Origin of the sequence: Flectobacillus major DSM 103, assembly GCF_000427405.1 — a bacterium.
GTDB lineage: Bacteria > Bacteroidota > Bacteroidia > Cytophagales > Spirosomataceae > Flectobacillus > Flectobacillus major.
Genome location: NZ_KE386491.1, coordinates 1,170,046 through 1,195,443, shown reverse-complemented (window position 1 = coordinate 1,195,443; position 25,398 = coordinate 1,170,046). Strand labels below are relative to the sequence as shown.

Genomic DNA, 25,398 nt, shown 5'->3' with positions numbered 1-25,398 from the left:
GGAATATTGATTATAAATCAACTTAAATTCCCAACATTCAAGCTATTGTTACATGAATCATCCAAAAAATATCATCACTTTCATTTCCTTGATTCTTGTATGTATTCATACTTGTTTGGCTCAAGACCCACAGTTTTCACAATTTCATAATAACCCTCTGGTATATAATCCTGCATTTACGGGACATACCAAGGGGTCGCGTTTTATATCGAATTTTAGAAAACAATGGCTTGGACTTGGGTTTATTTACCAAACTACCTCCGCTTCTTACGATGCCAATATTGATGATGAAAAACGCCTTTCGCTAGGAATGCAAGTGATGTTAGAACAAGAATCTGAAAACTTCAGACAGTCAACTGGCTCTGGATTAATGTCATACCGAGTTGGAGGAGAATTAAGTGGATTTACGGCAGGTTTAAAAGCTTCATATATCAATAGGTCTTTTACAACAGATGGGCTAAAGTTTATCGACCAATATTCTGCCACTGGCATTGCCAATACTAGCCTAGACCCCTTAGCTAACAGCAGTGGGCGTTTTACCCAAAACTTTTTTGACTTTTCTCTTGGTTTATTGTATGAGGCTCACCAAAACAGTCGACAAGGTAGCGTTTACAATGTAAATATGAGAGGGTTTCAAATGGGTGTAGCCTTACATCATTTTGATAAATTACTAAAAGGTGTCAACTATTCTTTACCGCTTCCTCATCTTGGTGTACACGCCTCCTACAAAATGCCCATAAATCTTCCATGGTGGTATCAAGATACGGAAGATGAAAGTACCCTTGGCTTTACTGGATATTTCCGAAGCCAAGGACAAAGTATGATGCTCGACCTAGGAATAACCACAAGGTACACTCCTATTGTACTTGGACTTTGGTACAGAGGGATTCCGTTACGGACTTATAAAGATATACCCCAGCAAGATGCCATCGTTGTTTTGATGGGGTATGAGCAAGAAAAATTTAGGCTAGGAATTAGCTACGATGTAACGGTGTCGTCATTAAGCTGGCGAAGTGGTGGTACAATCGAGCTTTCTTTATGGTTAAGTTTTGGCTATGTCAACTTTAAGGGTACTAAAGCAGGCGACCGCCATTTACCTCAATGTACCAAACGGACACTCTTCAAGCCTTGGTAATGTGATTTGTATGCTTACTTATAATCTAAATTCACACTATATGCTCCTACGTCATCTTGTTTGGCATTGGAATTTATATCAAATAGTAATTCAATGTATTCGCCTACATTATCAACTGGAATTTCGCAACTATGTCCACAAGAGTGCCATTCATTTTCATAATTTAATTTATACATCAAAACGGCATGATTAAACCCTGGGATTGTATTATACCCTATAATCGGGAAATTGAATAACCCTTTATCTATTCCATCGGGTGTAGAATACCCAAGCCATAGTCCCACATAAATTTGTCCAGAAGCAGTCACTTTAATCGTACCTTTTTTATCAAGTAATAATTTCACTAAGGTTGTATCCTTTACTTGTGTAGTTATTGGCAAATAGCGGAAGTCGGCATTCCTACAAGGCTTGGGATATAATAAATTAATGGATAGAGAATCATTATTATTACTCCCAAGCCTACTACTCGATAAATAAGGATACATCACAGAATTTGGTTCTTTTGAAGGTGGCATACCCAACATATAACCTACATGATAAGCCACAGCCTTGGCTAAGGTTTCCTTTGTCCATTTATGCGTACTGTCTAAAAGAATTTCATATCGGCCATTCACTAAGCGAGCAATACTTTTACCTATCAAAGGAAATTTTACAAACCCACTTGTATTTAATTCTGTCTGCGTACTAATCGTGCCAGCGGCTACGTATTTCACCAAAATATCACATCTGTCTTCTACTAAAAATGACACAAATTGAATATTTTTATTGAGATGTTGCCATAACCCTACGGCTTGCGTAATAGCATTTTGCTGAGCTTGATTATCCATGCCACCATATATATTCGCTAATTTATATTTGAATACACAGTTATTAGAAGGCTGGATAACATCCGAACGGTGCTGCACACTAATTAAGGCCACTGGTGTAGCTTTTTCTAGCTCTTGTTCACAGCCCACCAACCATACTATACTCGAAATACATACATAATAAAGTAGCTTATTTTTCATAAATTCTTGTTTTAAAAATATTATAAATTGACCTTATTCATCAAATCTTTATTGAATATTTCCGTATCGTATAGCAATAATAGAACCCTGTAGAATCACCATTTATTATTTTTTTATTAATTCATCCCCTTTGTTTATACACTAAACAAACAAATGTTTGATTTGACTTCCAATTTTATTAAATTGTTAATTACTAAGACAATACAAATTCTTGCTTCCATCTATATTGAAGAAAAATCTGTCAGTACTAACACACATTCACAAATAAGTCTATCTTAACCGTATGAAATTTCTGCCAACTTGTATAAAGTTACTATTGACGTATATATTTTTTTCGAAGACATTTTTTATCTGTGCCAAAGAAAGGACAGCCACCGTTGATTCTAAGCCGAAAGTATCAAAACAAGCAGAGAAGAAAATACAAGATCTTCTTCAAAAAATGAATGATACTTATAGCATCGGAAATATTGAAGCCCTAGAGAAGGTAAATACCCTAGGAAGGGAGGGGCTTATGTATTTACAGAAATCACCATCGCTAAAGCCTAGTTTTAAATTTCTCATTTACACTTATATGATTGCGAGTTATTCACAACTCATGGTAAATGATTCTTCTAGCTTTTATTTTGAACAAGCTAATGATTTATTGAATAAAGAACCTTCTATTGAAACAGAATTTCCCAATTTTTATACTAGTTATTGGGGAAATCAAGGCGTGCATTACCGAGAGTTGGCTCAGTATTCAAAAGCTATCAATTGTTTAGAAAAAGCTAGAATTGCATGTATAAAATATCATTTAGACGACTATGAATTAATTATACTCAATCATCTGGCGAACGTTTATGACTACATGACTGAATACGATAAAGCATACAAAATATACAAAGAAATTCAGAGAAGAGGTTTTGGCACTTTCAATAAATTACAAATTTTGGCATCTATAGGATGGAATGCTTTTAAGAGGGGTAAACCAGAACTGGCTGAATCTTATTTTAAACAAGCTATTGAGATTTACAAAAATAAGCCAAACAATCAAACAGATATTCAATTTGAAACAAAACTCTACTTGCAAATAGCTCAACTCAAATCATATAGTACAAATTATAAAGAAAGTAATTACTTTCTTAGGAAGGCTATTGGTATCTATGCATCCCGTCACATAACAAAAGGGGTATACCTAGCCAAATGTTACGCTGTAATGGCCAATAATTCCTCTAAAAGTAAAGATATAATTGAAGCCTTAAATTGGACTCAAAAAGGTTTATCGGCCATAGTACTCGACTTTTCTTCAGACAATATAAGTCAAAACCCTGCTTTATCGCAGATTATTCTTGGCAATAATACCTTGTTCCAGTTACTTGCCCTAAAGGCTCAATTATTGTACAAATATTATCAACAAACTAAGCAAATCTCAACATTAAGACTAAGTACCAAAACCTATCATTTAGCTATACTCATAGCCGAAAACTACAGGCAAGGCATTGATTATGAAGAAGATAAATCCACCTTTACTTCTATAAGTACATCTATATTTGACGAAGCAATAGATGTTGCATATCATTTTTACCAGACCAATCCAACCGATGATAAAGCAAATTTATTATTCAGTATTATCGAAAGCACCAGAGCTATTGCCCTAAACGATTATGTCAATAAAATACAACCCTCTAAGGAAACAAGTAGCCTTGTGCAACAGCAGAAAACAATCAACCATTTTATTGCAGAACTCAAACAGTCTTTATGGCAAGATAATAGTAAAAGTAAGCTCGACAGCATTAAAACGTTATTACTGGAAAAGGAGCTACAACTAACAAGCCTAAACAATAAAATTGCGAAATTATCTCCTGTAGGGTCAGTGCTATCTTTTGATAATCAATCACTAGCGACTGATATTAAACAAAAATTGCCCCAAAATACGGCGTTTATTAGCTACTCGTTGAGGTCGCCTAATTTATTGTATATATTTTTGATTAAATCAGATTTGATACAAGTAAAAAAGCTATCTCTACAGGATAATAGTTTAGCTAATACGCTTCGCTCTTTTCTTCCTAAACTCAATATTAATCCTCAATGGAACGAGTATAATGGCCAGAAAGAAGCTATCCAACTTTATGATTGGCTATTGAAACCAATAGAGCGGAACCTCCACAATACCCAAAGACTGGTATTAGCAAGAGAAGGTATCCTTAATTATTTGCCATTTGAGACACTCGAAACAGGAAAAATCATATCTGATTACTTGATTAGGCACTATGCTATAAGCTATACTTATTCAGGACAAAACTTTATTTCTTCAACTCCTAGAGAAGCCTTATCCTCTAATCGAATCCTTACAGCTACTCCTTTTACACAAACCCATATTATTGAGCAAGACACCTTTAAGGCTCTTCGTTCAAGAATCATTAAACCAGCTGAGGGGCAATTATGGCTAAACGATCGAGCTGCTACCAAAGCACAACTGATGACAAAACTCCCCTATTATAATGTACTAAATTTGGTAACTCACTCTGTTAGCGATACACTCCAAAGTAAAAAATCTTATCTTTTTTTATATCCTCTCGCCGACAAAACAGCCTCTAAATTAGGCTTCTACGAAGCATTAGGATTACCCCTTACTCGATATAAGCTCGTAATGCTAGCTTCGTGTAAAAGTGGAACAGGGCATCTTGAAAATCATGAAGGAGTTATGTCGTTATCTTATGCGTTTGTACGAGCAGGAGCACATGCCGTTGTTGCAGCACAATGGCAAGCCCACGACCGGTCAAGTGACTTCATTAGTAATATTTTTTTTGAATACATCAATGAAGGAATTCCTAAAGACTTAGCTCTTCAAAAAGCAAAAATAGACTTTATTCAATCGGAACAATTTGGTGATTTAAACCATCCCTTTTTCTGGGCTAATCTAATCTTAAGTGGTAGTGCTGAAGCTATATATCCACCAAAGCATCAGAGTTTTTGGGGTATTGGCATTATTCTTTTTATACTGATATTGGCCTATTTACTAGCTCGAACAAAGAAATTTAAAATACTTTGGCCCAAAATATTTGCCACCAAATCTTAGAACGATTTAGCATACTTACATGATAAACACAATCAGAGCAAGAAGTTAAAGTATCATAAAGCTTTTCGGCTTCCTTAATATTGCCACTTTTAAAATAGGCTATTACCAAATGCCATTGAGTTGCCTCTGCAAAGTATTTTCTTAAATTGGGTGTATTAAGGACTTCTTTAAAATTTAATACGGCTGCTTCAAACTGGCCATCGGCAATATGCAATTGTCCTGTATAAAAATGATCATAAGCCGATTTCTGTATAGGGTTTAGTACGGTAGGGTCTATATCACGTACAACATTAAGGTCATTTTCGGTTCCGGGCAATTGCACAGTGGCCAAAGAAACATACAATATAAATATAACACAAGCTGCTGCCAAAGCCCCTATATACTTAATAATGATACCTTTTCGTTGCGACATTGTATTAATATTACCCTCATTGGCTAAGGTAGTAATAGGCTCTTCTGCTTCTAGTCGAGCTAAAGTTGTTTTGATTTGATTTTCAAGATTTGCTTTTCTCATAACTTCTAATAGGTTTTTATACTCATTTACTTCTTGCAAAAGCGTTGAGTCATCGTGTAGAGCATTGATAAATATTTCATTTTCAGAAGAAGTTAATACTCCTTTACAAAAACGTTCAATCGCATCAAATCTATCGTATTCATTATCTAGTTTCATTGTAATAATAGTTCTCTAAGTTTTTTTACACATCTAAATTTACGTAATTTAACTGCCTCTGCAGTACCAAGCTCATACTTTTGGGCTATCTCGTCCAAGCTTAAGCCATCAATGTAGAAAGCTATCAAAATTTTCTGACAGATTTCATCTAGCTTTTTAAATATCGTAATAGCCTTGTTTTTATCTTCGTTGTCAACCATTATTGCCAAAGGAGTACTGGCATCCTTTCCATCGCTAAGTTTAGTGTATTTTTGCTCTCTTTCTATTCGGCGATTTTTTGACTCACAATGTTTTAGCCACTTATTGTGAGCGATTTTTTTAATATACACCTCTAATTCCCGATGCGACCTCGCTGTAAATGTTCCTGTTCTACAATTTTCAAGGAAAGTTATCAAGGTTTCTTCAAAGATGTCTTTCCCATCTTCATAAGTTCCTCTTTCCATAAATACCTGCGATGCAACTTTGGCCCTAAAGTTCCGATACAAATAAGTTACCACTTGATCTAGCTCTCTGTTGTCTCCATGATTAATGATTCTTAGTATCTCATGCACATTAAAAGTTTGACTCATAACATTTTAAGCTTGAAGGTTCAGTAAAATTACAAATGATTGTGTTGAATATGGCAACTAATATATAATTGAATAACCTTTTTAATTTTTTAAACAATTCTCAATAAGCAGATTAGCTGTATTCTAACTTTAATTCCTTCTGGCTATTAAAACGTTACATTTTTTTAGAAAATCCTGTGTAGGATTTTCTAAAAAAATATAGGTATAGCAATAAATTTTGCTGTAACATTCTATAACAACTCACATCCAGTTATTCTAAAAACATATAAGTGTGTCAAGTGCTTTTGCTTGACCATGGAATAGCTCCATGGAACATTTAAACACTAAACACATGAAAGCTTTATTGGTATTAATGGTATTGGCAACTATCGGTTTAACCTCTTGCCAAAATGATGTATTGGAACCTCAACCAAGCACTCAAATAACAACCCTAAAAGTAAAAACAGACACACTGTTGGTAAAGGGCTCTAATGATTTGACACCCCCAACGTTACCATCTTCAGGTGGAGGTACTGGCCCAAGATAAACAAGAGAAGATTAGTCTTATTTCAAAACTACTAGAGCTTTGCTCTAGTAGTTTTTTTTTGGTCAAATATAAATAGAAAATAAAGCCTTTGTGAAAAAACTGTTTAAACTTTCTTTATTTTAAGAATCTGTTTGGAAAAATATAGCTTAAACCAAGATGAAGCAAATACCTTTAAGGTGCTTTCATTGATAATAGAATCGTTGGGAGTAGATAGGTGCTACTTGAATCTATAAAGGTGTAGAAACCATTAACTAGGTAATTAATCTGCCTGTAAAGGGTAGTCCTATTTACTTTTACATTAACCTCATTTGAGTTTTAAATAGCTGGGTTATTTCAATAACATATTATAAAATGGTCTATAACAATCAGCCTTTTTTTTAGAACTTAAAAAAATCAATCATTATTTGCCAAATTTCACTTTGGCTTTCCAGATATTATAATTCTTTTCGGCATTTGAGCTGAAAAAAAGCGTATTGTCAACTCCCCACGCAGGGTCACTTTCATCTGTTTCGCCTTGAGTAATTTGGATTAAATCAGTACCGTCTACTTTCATTACAAAAATATGTTTATTCTCCTTCTTGGGGTTTTCCCTGTTGCTTGCAAAGGCTATATATTTGCCATCTCTCGAAAACGCAGCATCACGATTGTTATATTCTCCTGTGGTTAGCTGGGTTTTTTGGCCAGTTTTTATATCCATTGTAAATACCTGAATAAACTTACCTACTTTCATATTATAGATAATCTTGCTATTATCGACAGGATTTAAACTAATATGACTTCCTTCGCCTATAACTGAATAATTGCCGCCTTTGGTATCCATCGAACAAATCATACGGCTATGCCCCATAATGGTTGTAAATAAGATTTTGGCATTATCTTTTGTTACAATGGGTTCGGCGTCGTCTTCTCCCATTGCACCCGCCGAAACATAGTTTAGGCCAACACCATTAATATCTGAGCGTACAATAACTGGTCGTTCGGGTTTGATATAACTAAATATTATTCCAGAATTATCGGGCATCCAAGTTGGATATGCCGCATTGTCGGCTAAGGGGTTGGTAATAGGTTTGCCTATTTCTTTTTTGACGATACGATATTTCTTATTCGTTTTTTGATCTATACGGCCATTGGTAAGACTCAGCGAATAGCTTATTTCTAAGGCATTATATAATAAATATTTCCCATCTGGGCTTACTCTTGCAAATAGTTCTTGAGTAGGCTCGGAGGTTTCACGAGTTAGGTTGTCAGCATTACCTGTCGTTCCTGGTGCTGTTGGGATTTGTGCTATTCCTACATAAGACACTAAACACAATAGCGTAATTCTAAGAAGTTGAATGTTTTTTTTCATCGTTTTTAATCCCCATAAAAGAGAAGTATGTCTATGCGTTGGGGTTTTTAATTCACATAAACTATTCTTAAATAATAAATTACAAACACGAATGCTTTTCTATTTGTCAACGGCAAAACCAATTCCTAGTCGAAGCCCAGCATAATAGAGTGGTTCTCCGATATTCCTGAAGCTTTCTGCATTGACAACTTGAAAACGAGCCGAAAAATCAATTACAAATGGAAGCTTATATACTTCAAAACCCAAATTGCCACCATACCCAACTTTACTCAGTGATGAGGTAGTAGCTCCTACTCCATTTGGATTAGGAATATCTCCATCTTTATTTGTAAACGTTGTGGTAATTAAATTGAACGACGCATTAGGATTAATATAAAAACCTTTGGCTAAATATAATTTCAAGCCTGCTTGCAGAGGTATTATACCAAACTTATCGACAGTAGAATACTGTGTGCTTTTGGCCTGTGTGGCCAGATCTTTGAGGGTATAGTTTCGTTGAACCTGCCATTGATGATAGCCTGTCAATAAGCTCAAAGCAATACCTTTGGTAAGATGGATGTCGGTATTGACACTAAATCCAACACCCTGTTGTATACCTGTACTATCGCCACTAGCTACCCATTGCTTACTAAGAGGTTCGAGTACGTAAAGTCCGTCGACACCAATGCCAAACACAAACTTTGGCAAGTCGAGTAGCCGACGAGGCTTAGCAACAACACTATGCTGAGCTACCTGTTGCTCAAATGTTACATTTTTCTTTAGGATAGCTTTAGTTTTTTTATTTTTTTCCAACAATTCCCTTGTTGTTCCATCGGCATATTCGAGTTTAGTTACATCAGCCCCTGAAACCATATATACAGATGGGTCATTGGTATCTAAACTTTTATATTCTACTTTTCCTGGACTTACCGACACTATTTTACCCTGAATAACCCGTCCATCTTTTCGTATAATTTTATCAGCCTTGGCGGTAGGCTGTAATGTATTAATTTCTTCGACCGTACCTGATGCATATACGAGCTTCAGAACTTCAGCTTTTTTGACTTTCTGAATAGGCCCACGTGGGTTATTGGGAAGTTTATAGAGAATTTCATCTTCAGAAACCTCATCAATGATAACCTCTATTACAGAATTATCAAGTTTAACAATCTGGTCTGTTTTTTTGGTTTGAGCTAGAGTACCAAGACTCACTAAGCAACCAATCAGGATTAGTAGGATATTTTTTTTCATGGTTTCATCTAATTATATTTTCAATAAACTGTTTGAGTGATGTATTCTCCCAGAGAGGCTTTACGATAGTACTGGTAAGGCTCTTTCTTTTAGTTCCTTGCTGGGCAACCCTTTCAAAATACTTTTGGGCCTCATCGGTATTGCCTGATACATAATGATAATACCCCATTGTAAAAAGAGCCTCAACATAACTTGGCTTATGCTTTAGTACCGATTCGAGAAGAGGTTTGGCATAGTCGCTTTTATTTTCTTTGATATATGCTATTGCCATTTCGGTTTTTGTTTCATCATCGATGATTCCCGATTTTACATTTTGAAAAGCTTCATAATCATTGATGGCCTCGCTATATCGTTTTTCCTTCAACAAACAAAATGCACGAAATCTATAGGCATCGCTGCGGTTTTCATCCCATTCTTCTCGCTTAAGGGCTTCCGTATAGCTACTGATAGCTTGAGCAAACTTTCCATTAATTCTATAAGCCTCTGCGATTGCAAACAAACATTTGCCTTTGTCGAAACCCAACTCAAGAGCCTTATTAAAATCGTCGATAGCATTACCTATTTCATTTTTGCTAAAATAGGCTTGTCCTCTTAAATAATACCCTTCTGCATTATTTCGATTAAACCGCAAACATTCTCGAAAGTCAGCTAAAGCAGCATCATAATTCTTTTGATTGACATAAGCTTTAGCTCTTTTTGAATACACAATGGATAAGGCTGGATAATGCTCAGACTGCCGTGTCCAAGCCCCCCCCAAAGCAGCTGTGTACGATTCTACGGCTAATGAATACCGCTCAAGAGCATTGTAGGAGTCGCCTTTGTATATAGCAGCCTGATATACTTGATTTGACAATTTTAGGGTAGCATCAAAATCGACGATAGCATCATCATAGTTTTCGTCCAAAAACTTGGCTAAGCCCCTATTGAGCCATGCCAATTCTCGATTTGGCTCAAGTGCAATAGCCTTTGACAAAGCATTCTGAGCTTCGGGATATTGCTCTATTTCTATATGCGAAAGCCCCTTTAAGTACCAAACATTAAATGACTGCTCCCACAGTAGTAGCGAGTTGTTAAAATAGTCGAGAGCTGCCAAAAACTGTCGTTTTTCATAAAAATAACGTCCGTTTTCAAAGTACCTTTCTGCTATCTGTACTATTTGGGCGAGCTGTTCTTTTGAAAGCCCAAATTGCACTGCCTTTTTAAAATCTGAAGAAGCTTTTGCTATATCATTAAGCTTCTCATAGTTTAACCCTCTGTAAAAAAGGGAACTAGCAGGTTTATAATTCTTTGCATATACTTTAGTAAAAGTATTGATAGCTTCACGATGTTTTGTCCAATTATGCCATGCTAATGCTTTTTCAAAAAGTATATCATTGTTAGAATCATTCAATAACAATATTTCGTCAAAATATTTAATTCCTCGTAGTGTATCATGAACTGCCAAATAGCAACGAGCCAAATCTGTGAGGGCTGTAATATTATTGCTATCGAAGGAAAGGTATACTGTAAAATCAGCTAGGGCTTCGGTATATTGTTTACTTTCATACGAGAGCAAACCTCGTTGTCGAAAAGCATCCGAATTGTTGGCATCTTTTTCGATTGCCTTTAGTAGTCGTGCTTTAGCATTTTTACTATCACCTTGTTTTAGAAAAGCAATACTTTGCCAAACCAATAAATCTGAATATAATTGATTATTAAACACGCCTTTATCCTCCTGCTTTTTTAGTTCGCTCAGCTGGGAGGCACACTCATTAGCAGCCTCTTTAAATCGGCCGTCTTTAACCTTAGCCTCTACAGCAGCTAAGGCTCTAATAATCAGATTAATACTTGCTATCCGCTTTGATAATGAATCAATATCTGATTTATGCGAAAGAGCTTGCTCATACAAAGCTTTGGCTTCGGTATATTTGCGTAGCCTCTCTGCATTTTTGGCTTTTTGAATCGCATCTTTGGCTAATTTTTCAGGGCGTAAAAGGAGTTCCTCTTGGATTTCAGTAATTCTACGAAGCTGACGACTGATATGCCGTGTTTCTACCATAGGCATTAACTCATGTGCTTTCGTAAAAAGCAGTCTGGCATTTTTCAAATCCTCTTGTCCCAATGCTTTATCGGCTTCATCAATCAACTTTTTCACCTCTATTTCTTTTAGAGCCTGTTCTTTTCTAAATTCCTCACGCAGCCTATCAATAGTAACTTTCTCGAGTGTTTCTCGGGCTGTCAGCGAAGTATCTCCGCTCATTACCGACTCCTCATCGGGTTGTAATACAGCATCATTGAGGTACTGTTCTTCCGCTGTTTTAGGGCTAACATTATAGCCTATACGTAATATGCTAACAACCCATTTTTTACCAAACTTTTCAGCCCTAAGCTCGGCAGTTCGCTCCAAAACGGGGTATCTCTTATTATTTTGCCGATTAATACTACTAAACTTTTGTGTAAAGTATATTTTGATATAGATATATTCCTGAGTTTGCTTTACATTAGATATACGGTAGTTCTCAAAATCTACGGTATTGGAGTCTGCTTTTGTATAAAACAAATCAAAGTCTTTCAAATATCTTTCAATTGTTTTTTTATTAAGGCCATTGCTGGTTGAGGATTGGTCTAGGTCATCTTCAACAATAATATCTTTATTATAGAATATCTTATTTATATTTCCAGCATAACTTCTAGTCATCATATCCTCAACGGCCTTTTGTTCTATTTCGCTAAAAGATATTCCGTTCAATAAATCCCTGTATTCGTTTAGAACTTGTTCGGCATTGAATTTGATTTTTGAAGCATCGCTTATTGTGATTCTTCTCAATAGCGTATCTCCCTGAGCGTAAGTACTACTCAGACAACAGCATAGAGCCCAAAAAGTAAAAACTATTTTCATTGATTCAAGGATAAATAAAGAACAGCTCTTTTATAAAAATCTTTTTCAAATTGATCTGCTGTTTGAAGCTGGCTAATTAGCCAACCAGACTGCCGAGTCATTCGTTTGTAATTTTGAACAGTAAAAATCCAGCCTTCTATTTGTAAAAAATGATAAGTAATATCTTGAACATCTCTAAAAACAAGCTTTTTGCTTAGTATAGCATCCAAAATTGGTTGTGTTTTCTCGGTCAAAAAACCCTCGTCCAAATACGCATTAATACTTTTTATATCATTGAACGCATCTTCCAATTCAGTAAAATTAAGCACGTGACTATAAGGATTTAGACCACTCTCGGAGTCCTTTCCTGTTTTTTCATAAAAGCTTATAGGTCTCTTTGATTCAGCATATTCTTCTGCACCTGCTATTACCCATTTGCTTCCTCCATTCGGCGTTCTATTCACTTTTAGAATCAAGCCTATGTACCGCTTTTGCGCTCCTTGGGTAAACAAACATTGAGCTTGGGCATACCATTCAGAGCCAAAAAAGTTCAAATACTGCGGATTTAGGCTATCACAAACGGTATTTACAAAAACCTTTTTGAGCGAATCAGAAATAATGGCTTTGGCCTCGAACAACGACCTCAACATCTTGACACGATTGGGCTTAGCTTCTGGCCTTGTTAAGTCCAGATATTGCTTAACCAAGGTATTTTCGGCATAGTTAAACCTTTCCATAAACTCATCAATTGTTTTGACTTGTAAAGCAAAGCGAAGTTCAGCCTGACGGTCATATAACAAAGACTTATTGCTAATACGCTTTTTATCAAGTCTAGCCTGACTAAAGCTAGAGAAAAAGAAAAATACGCTTATAATGATATAAAGACTTTTCATGATTTTCACATAGAGAACACTATAGCGATTAATTATATATTTGGGAATATCCAGCAACCAGATATAAATTGCCTACTATTCATTTTTTGAGGTACTAATAACACCTACATCATACAAAAAGACATCCCACAGAATATTCTTTTTACCTTCTTTGTTATCGCTCAAAACCTTAATAACTACAGTTTGATTTTTTACTGTTCTATCCTCATAAACAAGTTTTCCATCTTTGTAACCTTTAAATTTTTGTTCAAACGAAACAATCCCGTAGTAATATCCATTAGCTCCTTTTCGTAGTTTTCCAACGTACTGGATATTTGAATACTCGACCTCCACATTATCGTACTTTACAAGCTTTACCCGATTCAGGTAATCCCTTATTTTATAGGTTTTTTTATCAACTTTATGAATAGAGCTGACCTGTACTTTGGCATTTTCATTCAAAAAAAGTTCAACAGCTCCTTTTATTGCCTTATTAGACTCCTGAAAATCAACTGATTTGCTAGCTAGGATTTTAATGTAATTGGTAAAACGTGTAACTTTTTCGATAGCCCTTTGGCTATATTCTTCAAAAGACACACGCCCTAGTTCGCCCATTTCTATATCATCTAACTTTCCTCCTACTTTAGTGACAGCCACATCATTACCTGTAACAGGCCTTCCTTCCCAGTCTTTGTCCTTCTCTTTTTGGGGAGTCATTTGAGCTAGCTGAAGTTTGTATTTATCCATTATCTCTGCTGCTTCAGTAGCATTGGTCAAAACCCTATGCTTCCCTACAAATGATAAAATAGCAACAACCTCCGACAATGGGATAGTCATGGAAGTTCCAGAGAGACTCAAGAATACGATTGGGTCTGCGTCTTGAGTGATATTGCCTTTTTGAAAACCTGTTTTTGTAAAAATAACATCTTGTTCCATAGGGGCATTAGAAAGGCTTTCGGTAAACTTTTCTGTAAGTACATTGGGGTCAATTGATGAATTGTCCAGCTCTAATTTGGTCATATAATTTCCATTGGCCGCAATTAACAAAACAACATTTTCAATTTTGACAGAATAGTTGGGGCCAGAAAGGTTATCTAGCTTTTTATATTTAATTTTTTCGGGAGTGGCCTCTTGAATATTACATTCTATCTTGGTATTATCTTTTAGATAAATTATGTCTTGAGCCCAGAGATAGCCCCCCGAAAGAATGTAGAATACACTAAGCAAGCAAAATAGTCGAGATTTTTTCATAATTATTTTTTGTGAGCTATTCAAACTTAATCACGTAAGGGAGTAAAAATTTCTTGCCATTGGGTAACTTCACCTGTAGATAAAGAATATTTCCATAGGTAGGGAAACTATTCTTGGACGTGGCCTCAAATGTAAGTGTATAAAAATCGGCATTGCCTCTAAGTAAATTACCTAATGTGCCAAAATAACTAATAAGTTGTTTTGCATCTTTGGCCCACATAAAGCTACCACCAGTATTCAGAGCTAGGTCATTTAGTTCGCTAACATTCACGCCATTACTTAGCCCAACGGTAAATACAGGAATATTTTTTGAGAGCGATAACGTTTCTGCTTCAACTTTTAAATTCCAATCTCCACTTTGGCCATCAGTAAACACAATCAGGGCTTTATTGGCAGAAGGAGCATTATCACTAGTATACTTTAAGCTCCATAATATAGAAGAATACAGCGGTGTACCTGCCTTCGGAATGATACCCACGAGAGAGTCTAATGAAGGGTATAGCGAAGTCCCATTATTGGTAAAACCACCATGTAAATGAGTGTAGCTAGTAGCATAAGGATAATAGTAATCATCGCTATCAGTAAAACTTGCCAATGCTACTTTGTCATTTTTTCCGAGGGCATCCAGAAATATTTGGCTTGCTTTGATACGCAAATTTTCATAGTCGGTAGTATTTGTACTACCACTTTGGTCGAGTAGAAGGAACGCACTATAATCTCCCTTATATGCGGTTTTGTTTCCAGCCTTTACATCTATCAATGAATAAGTAATACCGTAAGGGTTTGTGGTAGTATCTTTAATAGAGAAGTTGTCTTTCCCCAAGGCATTTACATAATTGCCAGAGGCATCTACTACGTGAACATCAATCGTGAAAGTCTGTTTGTTACCCGACAGCACGGGTTTTCCTACTCTAATTACAGTACCAGAGGCATCTCCTAATACGGGAAGTTCTATGGTACGCAAACAACTTGAAAGTACACCTAAGCCAATCAATAGGGCCAATAAACGGTACGGTATTGTTTTCATATCAATACATTTTAGATTAGATACTAACTCATATTGATATTCCTGTACAGAGTAGAAAAGTTACACTATAAAACAAAAAGTTTTGATAAAGTTAAAAATATCTGTAACCTGAGCCTTTTTAGGCAGTACATTGCACAAAAGTGTTATCAATTAGCATACATTTTTCTTCTAATAAAAAATGGAGGGAATAACCCAAACGATGTCTCGACCCCAAAAATCCAATAAGCAGCTGTGGCATTTGTTCTGGTTAAATACTCATTTTCAAACAGCAAAGGTTGATAATTAGCGGTTAGCCCAATTTTCCATATAGTTACCTTATTATTGATGCGTCGGTGCAAAAACTCATATCCTAGCGATGCCGAAAGTCCCCATGAATCTTTTAATTGAACTGAGATTGTTTGGTTTTCTGGAGCTATAAAATTTTCATATTTAAAGCCCACGGGATTTTGCCAGAGTCCCCCCAGTCCTAATATAATAGCCCTGATTTTATTTTTATGTTCCAATTCTACAAGCCGATAATTTATGCTAGGATTGATAGCTACCCAGCTCATACTAAATCGTTCGATGGCCTCTTTGGTTTGTTGATAGGTATCAAATTGTAGTGGTTTGATATTATATTTAAAGTCTATCTCAAAGCCCAACCGACTGTTATAACTGTATCGACCTATTCTAAAACCCACATATCCAAGCTTAGCTATTGTAGTGTTTACGGGCATATCATTTGATTTTAGAGATGGCTGTACTTGTCCTCCTCCTGCTGTTAGAGATAAACTTGTAAAAGACCGAATAGACAGTACCTTTTCTAACTGTTCAATTTTTTGTAGTACTTCATTAAAATCATCTGTAAAGACTAGCTTATAGTAAATATCGGCGGCTTGGTGGAGAAATTTATTCGCATCTAGTAAATCTTCCTTGTTTAAAAGTAATTCGCCTATCCTACGAAGCGAATCTCCCTTAGATTTTTCTTTAAACCTAACTGCCACAACGCCCATGGCTTTGGCTTCTTCCTGCGAAAGAATAGCAAAAGTTGAGTCAAAATACTCCGAAGCAAAGCCTCTAGGATGTTTTTTGAACTGAATTATATCATTCCAATTTTGAGGTTGGTTAATTTTTTTTACAAAATACGATCGTTGTTTACAACTTGGGTGCATCACACTCCCTTCACATTTATTAGGGTATAATTTTTCGATATATGAAAATACATTTGAAATTTTGGTTGGATGAAATGCCTGTGCAGTAGCAAGGTCTTGTTTGTGTTGTTCATAATAACTCCTTAAAAACCACACTGCATAAGCATCTGCTGTAAGTTCTTCTATCTGTTTGTCACGAATTGTCATTACTTTTGCTTCATCTTCTTTTTTTATGGGTATATTGCTCTCTCCGAGTTGTTTCAGATACTTTTCAAAGTCCTTATCTTTGGGTACAGTAGTATGATAGTGGTCTGCTATTAAATGCCCCAACTCATGCCCCAAAACAAACAAAACCGTAAGAGCATCTTGCTGATGTATTTCTTGTATAAAATCGTTATCGTAGATAATCAAAAAAGGATTACCCTTAAACAACATTTTTTCTTTTTCACATTTTTTGGCTACTGCCCCATATTCACTTACACAATCAACAGACAGGATATTGATAGCTTTATAAGGAAACACACTTCCTTTTCTTTTCAATTCCATTTGGTTATATAATGGCAAAAAGCGATTGTTTATCCATGCTTCAATATCTCGACCACTGATAAATGCGTGCTGTTCATCTAAAACTTTACCAATTATATCACCGCATGCACAAGCCTCATGCCTTTGAGCTAAAGTCTTTATACTACCAAGTATCAAACAAAGCATTAAAAAAATTCTTATTTTGCTAATTTTTTCCATTCTGAGGTTTGTTGTAGGATATAAGTATTACTACCTGTAAACAATGTATATTTTTGGGTATTATAATTATATTCAAGCCTAAAACCCTTTCCAAACTCTTTATTGACAAATGGAGCTTTAAACACCAACTTAAATTCAGGCTCATATTGAAACATATAGGTTGTATCAAGCTGAAAATCAGCCTGTACTGCAAATGGCTTTAACTTAAAAGGTATTTTGTCAGATTTACCTCCTTGGTCAAAAGCCCCATGCCCTTTCATATCATTTCCTATTTCACGGTATTTAATATTTCCTACGGTGATTGTCTCTACTTTCGAGAAAAATTTATAATAGGTAACTATGCACCCCACAACAATAAATAGACTAGCCGCTACGGAAAGAACAGTAGAAATATTTGGTTTAATACTACTGACACGTTTCCAGTATTTCACTATATTACCTAAGCGTGAGGTTTCGGTTTTTTGTGGCTCTGCCAAAGCAGTGGCAAGCTCATGTTCAGGAAGGCCTATTATCCATTCATCAAGATTAACCCAAAGCTGAAAGTCAACATAAAAGTCATGGTCATCTCGAAGCCTAGTCAAAGTTTCGTTCAGTTCCTCTCCTTTCAAAGTATTATTCAACAAGCCTTCGATGAGTTCAAAGTTATCTTTCTGGTGTTCTTTCATAGTATATTCTCTTTTTGACAAATAAATTGAATAATAGCCGAAGCCCTTGAATACCAATCACTTTGAACATCTACGACTTGTTCTTTCATCCATTTAATCAATAGTCTTTTACAATCGGCTCTTTGCTGAGCCTCAGTAGTTTCGCTATTATATTCTAAAGAAGGCAAATGCACATAGTCTTTAGGAATATTGTTTAGCAATGCTTCACGTATAATCATGGTGAAGATAGAATTTCTTCCTCCTCCAAACAGCAATTGTCTAGCCTTGCCATTATGACTATGCTTGATGGCATCGAGCCCATCCTGCACAAACAAATACACTTCGGCAATACTTATGTCGTTTCTTAGGGGGTATTTTGCTTTTTCAAAAACGCTCATCTGTTTTTTTTTATCATCGTTCTTTTTTCTCAGTTCCTCTTTAATTTTTATATTAAGAATACTATAGCAAAAACCCTCTATACTGGTTCGTAAAACGAATGATTTTTTGTTTGCTTTTTTTTTGAAATCCAACAACGAATCTACAATCAGAGTTTTTAGACATTCCACCTCAAGCTCTTTATAAGTCGTAACCAAATACCCAAATTTCTTATTTAAACCCCTCTCTATTTCATTGAAGACTTGGGCTACAGCTCTGCTTTCTGAGGAATATTTTATCAGATATAACTGATTAATATTCGTTATCATTTTCTCTAGCGATTTTAGCTGTAGAATATTACTAGGATTGCCAAGCGATTCGTGGATATAGTATTGGTAAATAGACTCTGTTAGCAAATCTACAACCTGAGAATTATCAGAAAAACCATTTCGTGGTGTATCTTTTTTACCATTATGGGTTAAAATATGGCTCACTAATGGCATAATACTAGCCCTAATATTTTGTTCTGTTTTTAGATGTTCAACTGTATTTTTCTTTTTCTTAAAACTTAACTGTAGATAATCAAAAAGTTGTATTCTATAAATTTCTTCCTGTCCATATAATTTTATAAAGCTCTTGATAGAAGACAACGCATCTTCGTCGAGATAGTTATAATTGATATGTGCTAAAATAAAATTATTAAAACAAGTATTAATGATATCCTCGATATCCCCTTTTGTCATGGGATTCAGTGCATCTTTATGCTTCTCAGACCATTTTGTTTGTTCTTTAGCATACTTCAAGAGTTTCTGACCAAGCTTATTTTTTATTTGTCCAACCTTATGTACATCAATTATTCCCTCTTCTTTATACCTTAATTGAATTGAACTTAGTAATTCTTGTATATAAACAGTTTCAGTATTAATTGTCGTCATATCCTTTCCAAGTTTTTTTTATATTCCCACACACGCCTCAAAAGTTACAGAGAAAGCTATTTAAACAGATTTCAGGTCAAGTGCATAGAATACAATCTCAGTAATACTACACAGGATTGTATAAAATAAGAACAAAAAAAGCCCTGAAAATCAGAGCTTTGTAATACTTACTTTATGTTATTTATGATTTGCTTTGTGCTGTTACTTGCCAATACAGAAAGTAACCAAACCTGATTATCAATTACTTACGAATAAAAGGTACAAATAGGGTACAAAATCCGTAGAATTATCACAAAATAACGCAAAATATTAGTTGGTTCTATATTATCAGAGGTGAATAAGTTACGAAGTGATATTGAATAGTAATTTTTGCACAAGATAAGATTTAACCAACTTCATTGGAACAACTTTTGTTCACCAATAATAAAACAAAAACTATTACTCTAAAAGATTCCATTTGAACTTTTATAAAAGATATGATTTGATTTTGTAAATTATTAACTTCAAGTCAAATATCACATAACAAATACTATTTAAAATATGTCATCACCTGAAATTTTACGAGAAAAAGCACTTGAGTTATTAGGAAGAAAAGGATTTGAAGATTTACAAAATGAAGTTCGAGTCTTGTCTAAAATATTATTCCCTGATGAGTTGCCAGTTCAAATGGTAAAAGGAATTTATCGAAAAAGAACAAGCCTTATGCTTGCAAATCTAAAACGTATAGTAATAGTCGAAAACAATCTTCATGAAGGGATAAATGTTAATCAAATAAAGATTGGAGACATAAAACAAATAACCTTTACTTCACAAATCACATGGGGTAATATCGAGATAATTACCAATGATGGAACGGAGTTAATAGAGAATGTAGCAATATTCGGAGGGAAAAAGTTTGTAGATTGGGTTCAAGCTCAAATTAATGCAAGTTCTAAAGTAAATTACACAAACACCAAATCAAAAGTTGAACCCATGCAAAAAATAGTTGTTAAGTCGTATAATGGTAATGAAGATATAGCTAATTCGAACTTTCGAAAAGATGCAATTTTAATGGCTCAAGAAGGGTATTTTCCCACCACACAAAGTTACACTGTTGGGCAGTGGGGATGTGCTTCATTTGTAATTGCTACAATACTATGCTTTGTTATTATTGGTTTTCTTGTGTTTCTGTATATGTTAATCGTTAAGCCTGAAGGAGTTTTAACTGTTACCTATGAATACAAGGGTATTGAGGGGGCTCAAAACACTAAACAAAGTACTCCTTTAAAAATTGAAGAAAAAACTTGCCCAATGTGTGCGGAAACTGTAAAACTGCAAGCTAAAATTTGTCGATATTGCGGACATAATTTTTATTGATTTTAATGGATTGAATTATTCAGTTACAAAAGCTTCAAATAATAATAATAAACTTTACCCATGAGAAAATTAATTACCCTATTCTTAATCATTTTGAGTCTCGATTCTTTGGCACAAGTGTCCATCTTACCAATTGACCCCTCAAGTGGTAATGTGACTTATACGGAGGTTATTAGAGTTGACTCTGTTTCTGCAAGTGAGTTATTTAGTAGAAGTAAGCTTTGGTTTGCTAAAACGTATAACTCTTCAAAAGATGTAATACAAAATACTGATAATGACAATTACTCTATTACGGGAAAAGCTAAAATAAGAACACACGCACGAATAATGGGTGAAAGAACTTGGGGGTATGTTAGTTACATTATTTCAATCTATTGTAAGAATGGGCGATATAAATACGTTGTTTCAGACTTTTATCATGAGGGTGATGCAATCGCAACCTCTTCTACCTTGACTCCTTCTGTTGGTCAAATAAATAGAAACACTAAGGAATCTGGAGGATTTGGAAGCTACAGAAAAAAAGATTTAGATAGATTATGTGAAGAAATCAACTCAAATATTAAATCCCTGATAGTATCATTAAAAAATGGAATGAGTAAAAAATCAGAGGCAGAATCTAAAGATTGGTAGCAATGAAGGTAAATATTCAGGCTAAAATCTGTCGATATTGTGGATATTTTTTTACTTAAAAGGCTCTATCCCATCAAAATCAAAGTGAATATTTCTTATAATATTGAACTCAGGGAAAAGGATTTGATAAATTCTTGAAGATTTATCTACGTCAATAACTTGACCTTTATTCCAACGGATATGAAATACAAAATCTCCTACTCTAAGAATAGATTTAGGAGTATCTGGTAACAGTCTTTTATTGAGAGATGTTATATTCTTAGTGTCAAAAACTGGAGAATTAATGTAACCTTCTCTTTTTAAAAGGCTGTTATCTATCTCAAAATAAAATCTTGAGGGTTGATTCTCGGAATCATTAGTATAATTATAGCCCTCATAATCTGAAATATAAAGTGATTCCATTGCTCTAGTCATAGCAACATAGGTCAAACGTCTTTCCTCCTCAAGCGCTCTCACTCCTCTATCATTTATTGCACGTTGACTCGGTAACACTCCATCTATAAAGCCGCATAGAAAAACGTTCTTAAACTCAAGTCCTTTGGCTGAATGGATTGTCATTAATTTTACTTTATTGTGCTTCTGCTCTTCGTCTTTACTCATCTCATTGTATAAACTAATTTCTTGAAGGTAATCTTCAAGCTCAACAACCTCATCGGAGGTCTTTTCAATAGTAATGAGTGAGTTTTGAAACTCTGCTATATTCTCAAGCCTCTCATAATCTCCATCATTTCGATAAAGTAGTGAAAGTCCAGACTTATCAAAAAGGTATTTTACAAAATCTGAAAGTCCTTTTGAAGTTTTCAATCTTCGTAACCCTTGTATAAGCTCAACAAATTCTTTTGCACCCTTTTGCTTAAACTTGGAGAGGTTTTGTTCAAGCGTACTAAATATTGGCTGGTTTGCTTCCTCTGATAGACGTACAATATCAGTAACAAACTTTTTACCCAACTTTCTCGAAGGAACATTTACAATCCGTAAAAAGGCAGTATTATCATTAAAGGCTATAAGACGTAAATAAGCAATAATATCTTTGATTTCTTTTCTTTCAAAAAATCTTATTCCTCCATGTATAGAGTAGGGTATATTCTCCATTATCAGTGCTTGCTCTAATACCCTTGTCAGGTAGCTAGAACGGTAAAGAATAGTAAAATCATTAAATGAACAGTTCTTTTCTTTGCTCCTCCTCAAAATTTCATTTACTATCCATTTACTTTCGTCCAAGTTGCTTTGTGCATGATAATAAACAACTTCTTTTCCATCTGGAAGTTGCGTGACCATTTCTTTTTCAACTCTAAGGGTATTATTCTTTATAATGGAGTTGCTAACCTTAAGAATTTGGGGTGTTGACCTGTAGTTTTGATTTAATATGATAGTTTTTGAATCCTTAAATAATTTATCAAACTCTACTAATAATTCAGGTTTTGCTCCTCTCCACTCATAAATTGTCTGGTCTGGGTCACCTACTACGAATAAGTTTTTATGATAATTAGCTAAAAGCTGAACAAACATAAATTGTTTAGCCGAACTATCTTGCACCTCATCTACCTGAATATACTGAAGCCTTTTTTGCCATTTTTTCAATAACTCCTCGTATCTCATGAACAGATAGATGGTAAAGTTCATCAAATCATCAAAATCAAGGGAAAAGTTTCTTAGTTGCTTAAAAAGGTATCTTTTAAAAATAGTATCAAGTAAAGAATCATTTGAGCTTAAACTATCTTCATAATGATTGGCAGAGTCAACACTAAAGTACTCCTCAATATAGCTAATATCTTGCTTTCTCTCTGAGATTCTCCTAATAATATCTTTAAATGTGTATTCCCTTGAAGTGATATTTAGCTCTTCGTAAATCTGTCTTAAAATAGTTTTTTGGTCTTCAGAATCAAGAATAGTAAAACTTTGCGGAATCTGAAGTTTATAAATATCTTCTCGAAGAACCTTCACACAAAACCCATGATAGGTAGTTATGTAACCTTCTGAGAGATTTAACCCTTCAAGTTGCGCTTTTATCCGATTTCTCATTTCACGAGAAGCATTGTTTGTAAAAGTCACACACAAAATATTTGAAGGGTTCACGCCTAAGTCTTTTACCAAATGAACATACCTAGACACTAAAGTTTTGGTCTTTCCAGAGCCTGCTCCTGCAATTACACGAACATATCCTTCTGTTTCTTTTACTGCCTGTAATTGTTGTGTATTTAAGCCTTTGAGGTGTTCCATAGTGGTTGCATAGTAGAATAAGCGATTTATTTTGAGGGTCAAATATAAGAAATAGCCTAGAATTTAGAGTAAAAAATAGTCTCAATGGTACAATCATTTCTACAACATTATTACCAGTTGCTCATACTCATACTCAGTGATTAAACTAGCTTGTTCGAAGCACTCTAAAATCTTTGCATATCTCTTGGTTATTTCCCCTTTATAATGCCTCTTTAGATACTTTTGTCGGGATTGGGATAAAATATGTTCACGCTCAAAATAAGCCCCAAATTTAGTGTCAATGAATCTTTCTTTTTTACTTCTAACCTGAAGATTATACATAGCACCTTTCAAACAAGTTCGGTGTAATATTTTACCGTCTTGAATGTATAGCTTTCTACATTGCTTACCTGAATACGGACAAATAAAGTAATAGTACTCCCCTTTCCCTAAATTGGACTCTCTAGGCTTCAGTGTAATTTTATAGGTTCTTGGTTCATTATTATAATCAAAAGACACTTTGATATAACTAGGGAACTCGACGGTATCAACCATAAAGGATGCACTCATGATAGGCTGTTCTTTTCTATACCAAGTGATTACCCCTGACTTACAAGAAAATGGTTCTAAATACCCTGTTTTCTTTAGCTTAGTGATACTTAGAAACACGCTACTATCAATTAATAATGGGAATGTTGCATATTTGGGCATTTTCTGGGAAACCTAAATTATTAAGGAAGATTAGAACTAAATCCTCTAAAAACCCTCCAATCATATTGTATTAAATAATCTGCTAAATCCAGTCCTCTGTTCCTATCAATATCATTTGAGCCTTTTTCAAGTAAATCAGAAAAGATAAAATTGATAGAAGGGTATTTATTTTGGATAATTTCAGCTTTATCCCTCCACTCTTTAAATGTATTACTATGCTCTGACAAATCGGGAAATACTAAAACCTTCCTCCTCTGTAGTACACTTAGTTTCTCAATAGAAAAGCTACTTTTGTTATAGACTGCTAACCAAATCAAATCATGAAAACTACAAGGTAATCCAAAGTATAAAGCTCCATAAATAGCCGTCTTGGGAGCTTCTACCAAAGCAACTGGATTTTCTGGGAACATTCTAAGTAAATGCTCCCCAAATAAACAACTAACTTTTCTTTCTTGCTGTAAGTAACCATTAAGCCATTCGGGATACTCATACTTTTTATAATCACATTCTCTTTGTATCATGGAGTGTAAAAAGTCTGTACCTCCATTGATTGTATGATTGAGCTTATCAAATTGCTTTACTTGAATCGCTCTCACTCCTCCCTCTATATCAATAAAAGGAAATGTAATTGCACCTTTTCTGTTTCCACTTATGATAGTCCCTAACTTATAAAGTTGGATAACATTTCTTAAGTCCTCCACTTCAAACGGAAAAGGTACATTTAAAAGCAAGTTTTGAACAAATGTATTTTCGGAATATCCTTTTGAATTCAGGGTACTCAAAAAGGTATCCCAATCAAACAAAATTGTTTTTTTCTCTCTCAGGGGTATTAGAGGGTTAACTGGAGTTTGTCGATTAATAATCTTGATTTGGTCAGAACCCTCAACCTGTTTTAAATAGCCTTCTTTATAGGGATTAAAATGATAGGAACAGCGTGTTTCTTTATCACATCTACCGTATTCAATGGGTAGAAACGCCCCTGTATTAGTATCAATGTATCTAACCAAGCTTTTATTACCACATTTATTACATTTAAACTTTTTGCTACTCCTATCTAGTACAAAACGAAATGAAGTGTTCATAAAAATGTTTATTTTATAGTTACATTATCTACATCTTGTACA

At 34.8% G+C, this 25,398-nt stretch carries 20 protein-coding genes; 5 read left to right on the top strand and 15 right to left on the bottom strand.

Annotated features, from left to right (window positions below):
- The first annotated feature begins 52 nt into the window (after positions 1-52).
- Positions 53-1,135, top strand: a complete 1,083-nt coding sequence (locus FLEMA_RS0106800) for a PorP/SprF family type IX secretion system membrane protein (protein ID WP_026994813.1) — start codon at positions 53-55, stop codon at positions 1,133-1,135.
- A 14-nt stretch (positions 1,136-1,149) separates the two neighbouring features.
- Here the strand turns inward: FLEMA_RS0106800 and FLEMA_RS75955 are convergent, their stop codons facing one another.
- The gene (locus FLEMA_RS75955) at positions 1,150-2,142 is read right to left on the bottom strand and encodes a matrixin family metalloprotease (RefSeq protein ID WP_052353995.1); all 993 of its coding nucleotides are present in this window, start codon (positions 2,140-2,142) and stop codon (positions 1,150-1,152) included.
- A 439-nt stretch (positions 2,143-2,581) separates the two neighbouring features.
- On the opposite strand from FLEMA_RS75955, the gene FLEMA_RS0106790 reads away from it, so the two are divergent.
- Entirely contained in the window at positions 2,582-5,200 is a 2,619-nt protein-coding gene (locus tag FLEMA_RS0106790) for a CHAT domain-containing protein (RefSeq protein ID WP_026994812.1), read from the top strand.
- Here FLEMA_RS0106790 and FLEMA_RS75950 read toward each other — a convergent pair.
- Positions 5,160-5,870, bottom strand: coding sequence for a tetratricopeptide repeat protein (locus FLEMA_RS75950; protein WP_052353994.1), 711 nt, complete (start codon positions 5,868-5,870; stop codon positions 5,160-5,162). The two genes, FLEMA_RS0106790 and FLEMA_RS75950, sit on opposite strands and share 41 nt — an antisense overlap.
- Positions 5,867-6,439 carry an RNA polymerase sigma factor gene (locus FLEMA_RS0106780; RefSeq protein ID WP_026994811.1) on the bottom strand — a complete coding sequence of 191 codons (573 nt, stop codon included), beginning with the start codon at positions 6,437-6,439 and terminating at the stop codon, positions 5,867-5,869. The genes FLEMA_RS75950 and FLEMA_RS0106780 overlap by 4 nt, the downstream gene beginning before the upstream one ends.
- A 331-nt stretch (positions 6,440-6,770) precedes the next feature.
- On the opposite strand from FLEMA_RS0106780, the gene FLEMA_RS0106775 reads away from it, so the two are divergent.
- On the top strand, positions 6,771-6,965 hold the full coding sequence (locus FLEMA_RS0106775; protein ID WP_026994810.1) for a hypothetical protein: 195 nt from the start codon (positions 6,771-6,773) through the stop codon (positions 6,963-6,965).
- Between the two features lie 400 nt (positions 6,966-7,365).
- Here the strand turns inward: FLEMA_RS0106775 and FLEMA_RS0106770 are convergent, their stop codons facing one another.
- From FLEMA_RS0106770 to FLEMA_RS0106730, 9 genes are all read right to left on the bottom strand, one after another.
- Positions 7,366-8,313, bottom strand: a complete 948-nt coding sequence (locus FLEMA_RS0106770) for a TolB family protein (protein WP_026994809.1) — start codon at positions 8,311-8,313, stop codon at positions 7,366-7,368.
- Between the two features lie 99 nt (positions 8,314-8,412).
- A complete protein-coding gene (locus FLEMA_RS0106765; RefSeq protein WP_026994808.1) occupies positions 8,413-9,543 on the bottom strand; it encodes a hypothetical protein in 1,131 nt (376 codons plus the stop codon).
- 4 nt (positions 9,544-9,547) lie between these two features.
- Positions 9,548-12,421 carry a tetratricopeptide repeat protein gene (locus tag FLEMA_RS0106760; RefSeq protein WP_026994807.1) on the bottom strand — a complete coding sequence of 958 codons (2,874 nt, stop codon included), beginning with the start codon at positions 12,419-12,421 and terminating at the stop codon, positions 9,548-9,550.
- Positions 12,418-13,293 carry a hypothetical protein gene (locus tag FLEMA_RS0106755; RefSeq protein ID WP_026994806.1) on the bottom strand — a complete coding sequence of 292 codons (876 nt, stop codon included), beginning with the start codon at positions 13,291-13,293 and terminating at the stop codon, positions 12,418-12,420. The genes FLEMA_RS0106760 and FLEMA_RS0106755 overlap by 4 nt, the downstream gene beginning before the upstream one ends.
- Positions 13,294-13,368: 75 nt before the next feature.
- Complete coding sequence (locus FLEMA_RS0106750; protein ID WP_026994805.1) at positions 13,369-14,523, bottom strand: hypothetical protein; 1,155 nt, start codon at positions 14,521-14,523, stop codon at positions 13,369-13,371.
- Positions 14,524-14,539: 16 nt separating this feature from the next.
- Positions 14,540-15,550 carry a vWA domain-containing protein gene (locus tag FLEMA_RS0106745; RefSeq protein ID WP_026994804.1) on the bottom strand — a complete coding sequence of 337 codons (1,011 nt, stop codon included), beginning with the start codon at positions 15,548-15,550 and terminating at the stop codon, positions 14,540-14,542.
- A gap of 146 nt (positions 15,551-15,696) precedes the next feature.
- Positions 15,697-17,424, bottom strand: a complete 1,728-nt coding sequence (locus tag FLEMA_RS0106740; protein WP_144080050.1) for a hypothetical protein — start codon at positions 17,422-17,424, stop codon at positions 15,697-15,699.
- On the bottom strand, positions 17,403-18,089 hold the full coding sequence (locus FLEMA_RS0106735) for a hypothetical protein (protein WP_026994802.1): 687 nt from the start codon (positions 18,087-18,089) through the stop codon (positions 17,403-17,405). Before FLEMA_RS0106735 ends, FLEMA_RS0106740 begins: the two co-directional genes overlap by 22 nt.
- Positions 18,086-19,378, bottom strand: coding sequence for a hypothetical protein (locus FLEMA_RS0106730; RefSeq protein ID WP_026994801.1), 1,293 nt, complete (start codon positions 19,376-19,378; stop codon positions 18,086-18,088). Before FLEMA_RS0106730 ends, FLEMA_RS0106735 begins: the two co-directional genes overlap by 4 nt.
- A gap of 540 nt (positions 19,379-19,918) precedes the next feature.
- Between FLEMA_RS0106730 and FLEMA_RS0106725 the strand changes: the two genes are divergently transcribed.
- Positions 19,919-20,734 (top strand): PH domain-containing protein, encoded by an 816-nt coding sequence (locus FLEMA_RS0106725; protein WP_026994800.1) that lies wholly within the window; start codon positions 19,919-19,921, stop codon positions 20,732-20,734.
- Between the two features lie 60 nt (positions 20,735-20,794).
- Complete coding sequence (locus FLEMA_RS0106720) at positions 20,795-21,364, top strand: DUF4468 domain-containing protein (protein ID WP_026994799.1); 570 nt, start codon at positions 20,795-20,797, stop codon at positions 21,362-21,364.
- Between the two features lie 51 nt (positions 21,365-21,415).
- On the opposite strand, the gene FLEMA_RS67755 is transcribed toward FLEMA_RS0106720, so the two are convergent.
- From FLEMA_RS67755 to FLEMA_RS0106705, 3 genes are all read right to left on the bottom strand, one after another.
- Positions 21,416-23,584, bottom strand: coding sequence for an ATP-dependent helicase (locus FLEMA_RS67755; RefSeq protein ID WP_052353993.1), 2,169 nt, complete (start codon positions 23,582-23,584; stop codon positions 21,416-21,418).
- A gap of 99 nt (positions 23,585-23,683) precedes the next feature.
- The gene (locus FLEMA_RS0106710) at positions 23,684-24,274 is read right to left on the bottom strand and encodes a hypothetical protein (RefSeq protein ID WP_026994798.1); all 591 of its coding nucleotides are present in this window, start codon (positions 24,272-24,274) and stop codon (positions 23,684-23,686) included.
- A gap of 20 nt (positions 24,275-24,294) precedes the next feature.
- Positions 24,295-25,356, bottom strand: a complete 1,062-nt coding sequence (locus tag FLEMA_RS0106705) for a DUF6371 domain-containing protein (RefSeq protein ID WP_026994797.1) — start codon at positions 25,354-25,356, stop codon at positions 24,295-24,297.
- Positions 25,357-25,398 lie beyond the last annotated feature (42 nt).

Coding starts and splice junctions, on each gene's coding strand:
- FLEMA_RS0106800 (WP_026994813.1), top strand. CDS start 53: ATGAATCATCCAAAAAATATCATCACTTTCATTTCCTTGATTCTTGTA.
- FLEMA_RS75955 (WP_052353995.1), bottom strand. CDS start 2,142: ATGAAAAATAAGCTACTTTATTATGTATGTATTTCGAGTATAGTATGG.
- FLEMA_RS0106790 (WP_026994812.1), top strand. CDS start 2,582: ATGAATGATACTTATAGCATCGGAAATATTGAAGCCCTAGAGAAGGTA.
- FLEMA_RS75950 (WP_052353994.1), bottom strand. CDS start 5,870: ATGAAACTAGATAATGAATACGATAGATTTGATGCGATTGAACGTTTT.
- FLEMA_RS0106780 (WP_026994811.1), bottom strand. CDS start 6,439: ATGAGTCAAACTTTTAATGTGCATGAGATACTAAGAATCATTAATCAT.
- FLEMA_RS0106775 (WP_026994810.1), top strand. CDS start 6,771: ATGAAAGCTTTATTGGTATTAATGGTATTGGCAACTATCGGTTTAACC.
- FLEMA_RS0106770 (WP_026994809.1), bottom strand. CDS start 8,313: ATGAAAAAAAACATTCAACTTCTTAGAATTACGCTATTGTGTTTAGTG.
- FLEMA_RS0106765 (WP_026994808.1), bottom strand. CDS start 9,543: ATGAAAAAAAATATCCTACTAATCCTGATTGGTTGCTTAGTGAGTCTT.
- FLEMA_RS0106760 (WP_026994807.1), bottom strand. CDS start 12,421: ATGAAAATAGTTTTTACTTTTTGGGCTCTATGCTGTTGTCTGAGTAGT.
- FLEMA_RS0106755 (WP_026994806.1), bottom strand. CDS start 13,293: ATGAAAAGTCTTTATATCATTATAAGCGTATTTTTCTTTTTCTCTAGC.
- FLEMA_RS0106750 (WP_026994805.1), bottom strand. CDS start 14,523: ATGAAAAAATCTCGACTATTTTGCTTGCTTAGTGTATTCTACATTCTT.
- FLEMA_RS0106745 (WP_026994804.1), bottom strand. CDS start 15,550: ATGAAAACAATACCGTACCGTTTATTGGCCCTATTGATTGGCTTAGGT.
- FLEMA_RS0106740 (WP_144080050.1), bottom strand. CDS start 17,424: ATGGAAAAAATTAGCAAAATAAGAATTTTTTTAATGCTTTGTTTGATA.
- FLEMA_RS0106735 (WP_026994802.1), bottom strand. CDS start 18,089: ATGAAAGAACACCAGAAAGATAACTTTGAACTCATCGAAGGCTTGTTG.
- FLEMA_RS0106730 (WP_026994801.1), bottom strand. CDS start 19,378: ATGACGACAATTAATACTGAAACTGTTTATATACAAGAATTACTAAGT.
- FLEMA_RS0106725 (WP_026994800.1), top strand. CDS start 19,919: ATGTCATCACCTGAAATTTTACGAGAAAAAGCACTTGAGTTATTAGGA.
- FLEMA_RS0106720 (WP_026994799.1), top strand. CDS start 20,795: ATGAGAAAATTAATTACCCTATTCTTAATCATTTTGAGTCTCGATTCT.
- FLEMA_RS67755 (WP_052353993.1), bottom strand. CDS start 23,584: ATGGAACACCTCAAAGGCTTAAATACACAACAATTACAGGCAGTAAAA.
- FLEMA_RS0106710 (WP_026994798.1), bottom strand. CDS start 24,274: ATGCCCAAATATGCAACATTCCCATTATTAATTGATAGTAGCGTGTTT.
- FLEMA_RS0106705 (WP_026994797.1), bottom strand. CDS start 25,356: ATGAACACTTCATTTCGTTTTGTACTAGATAGGAGTAGCAAAAAGTTT.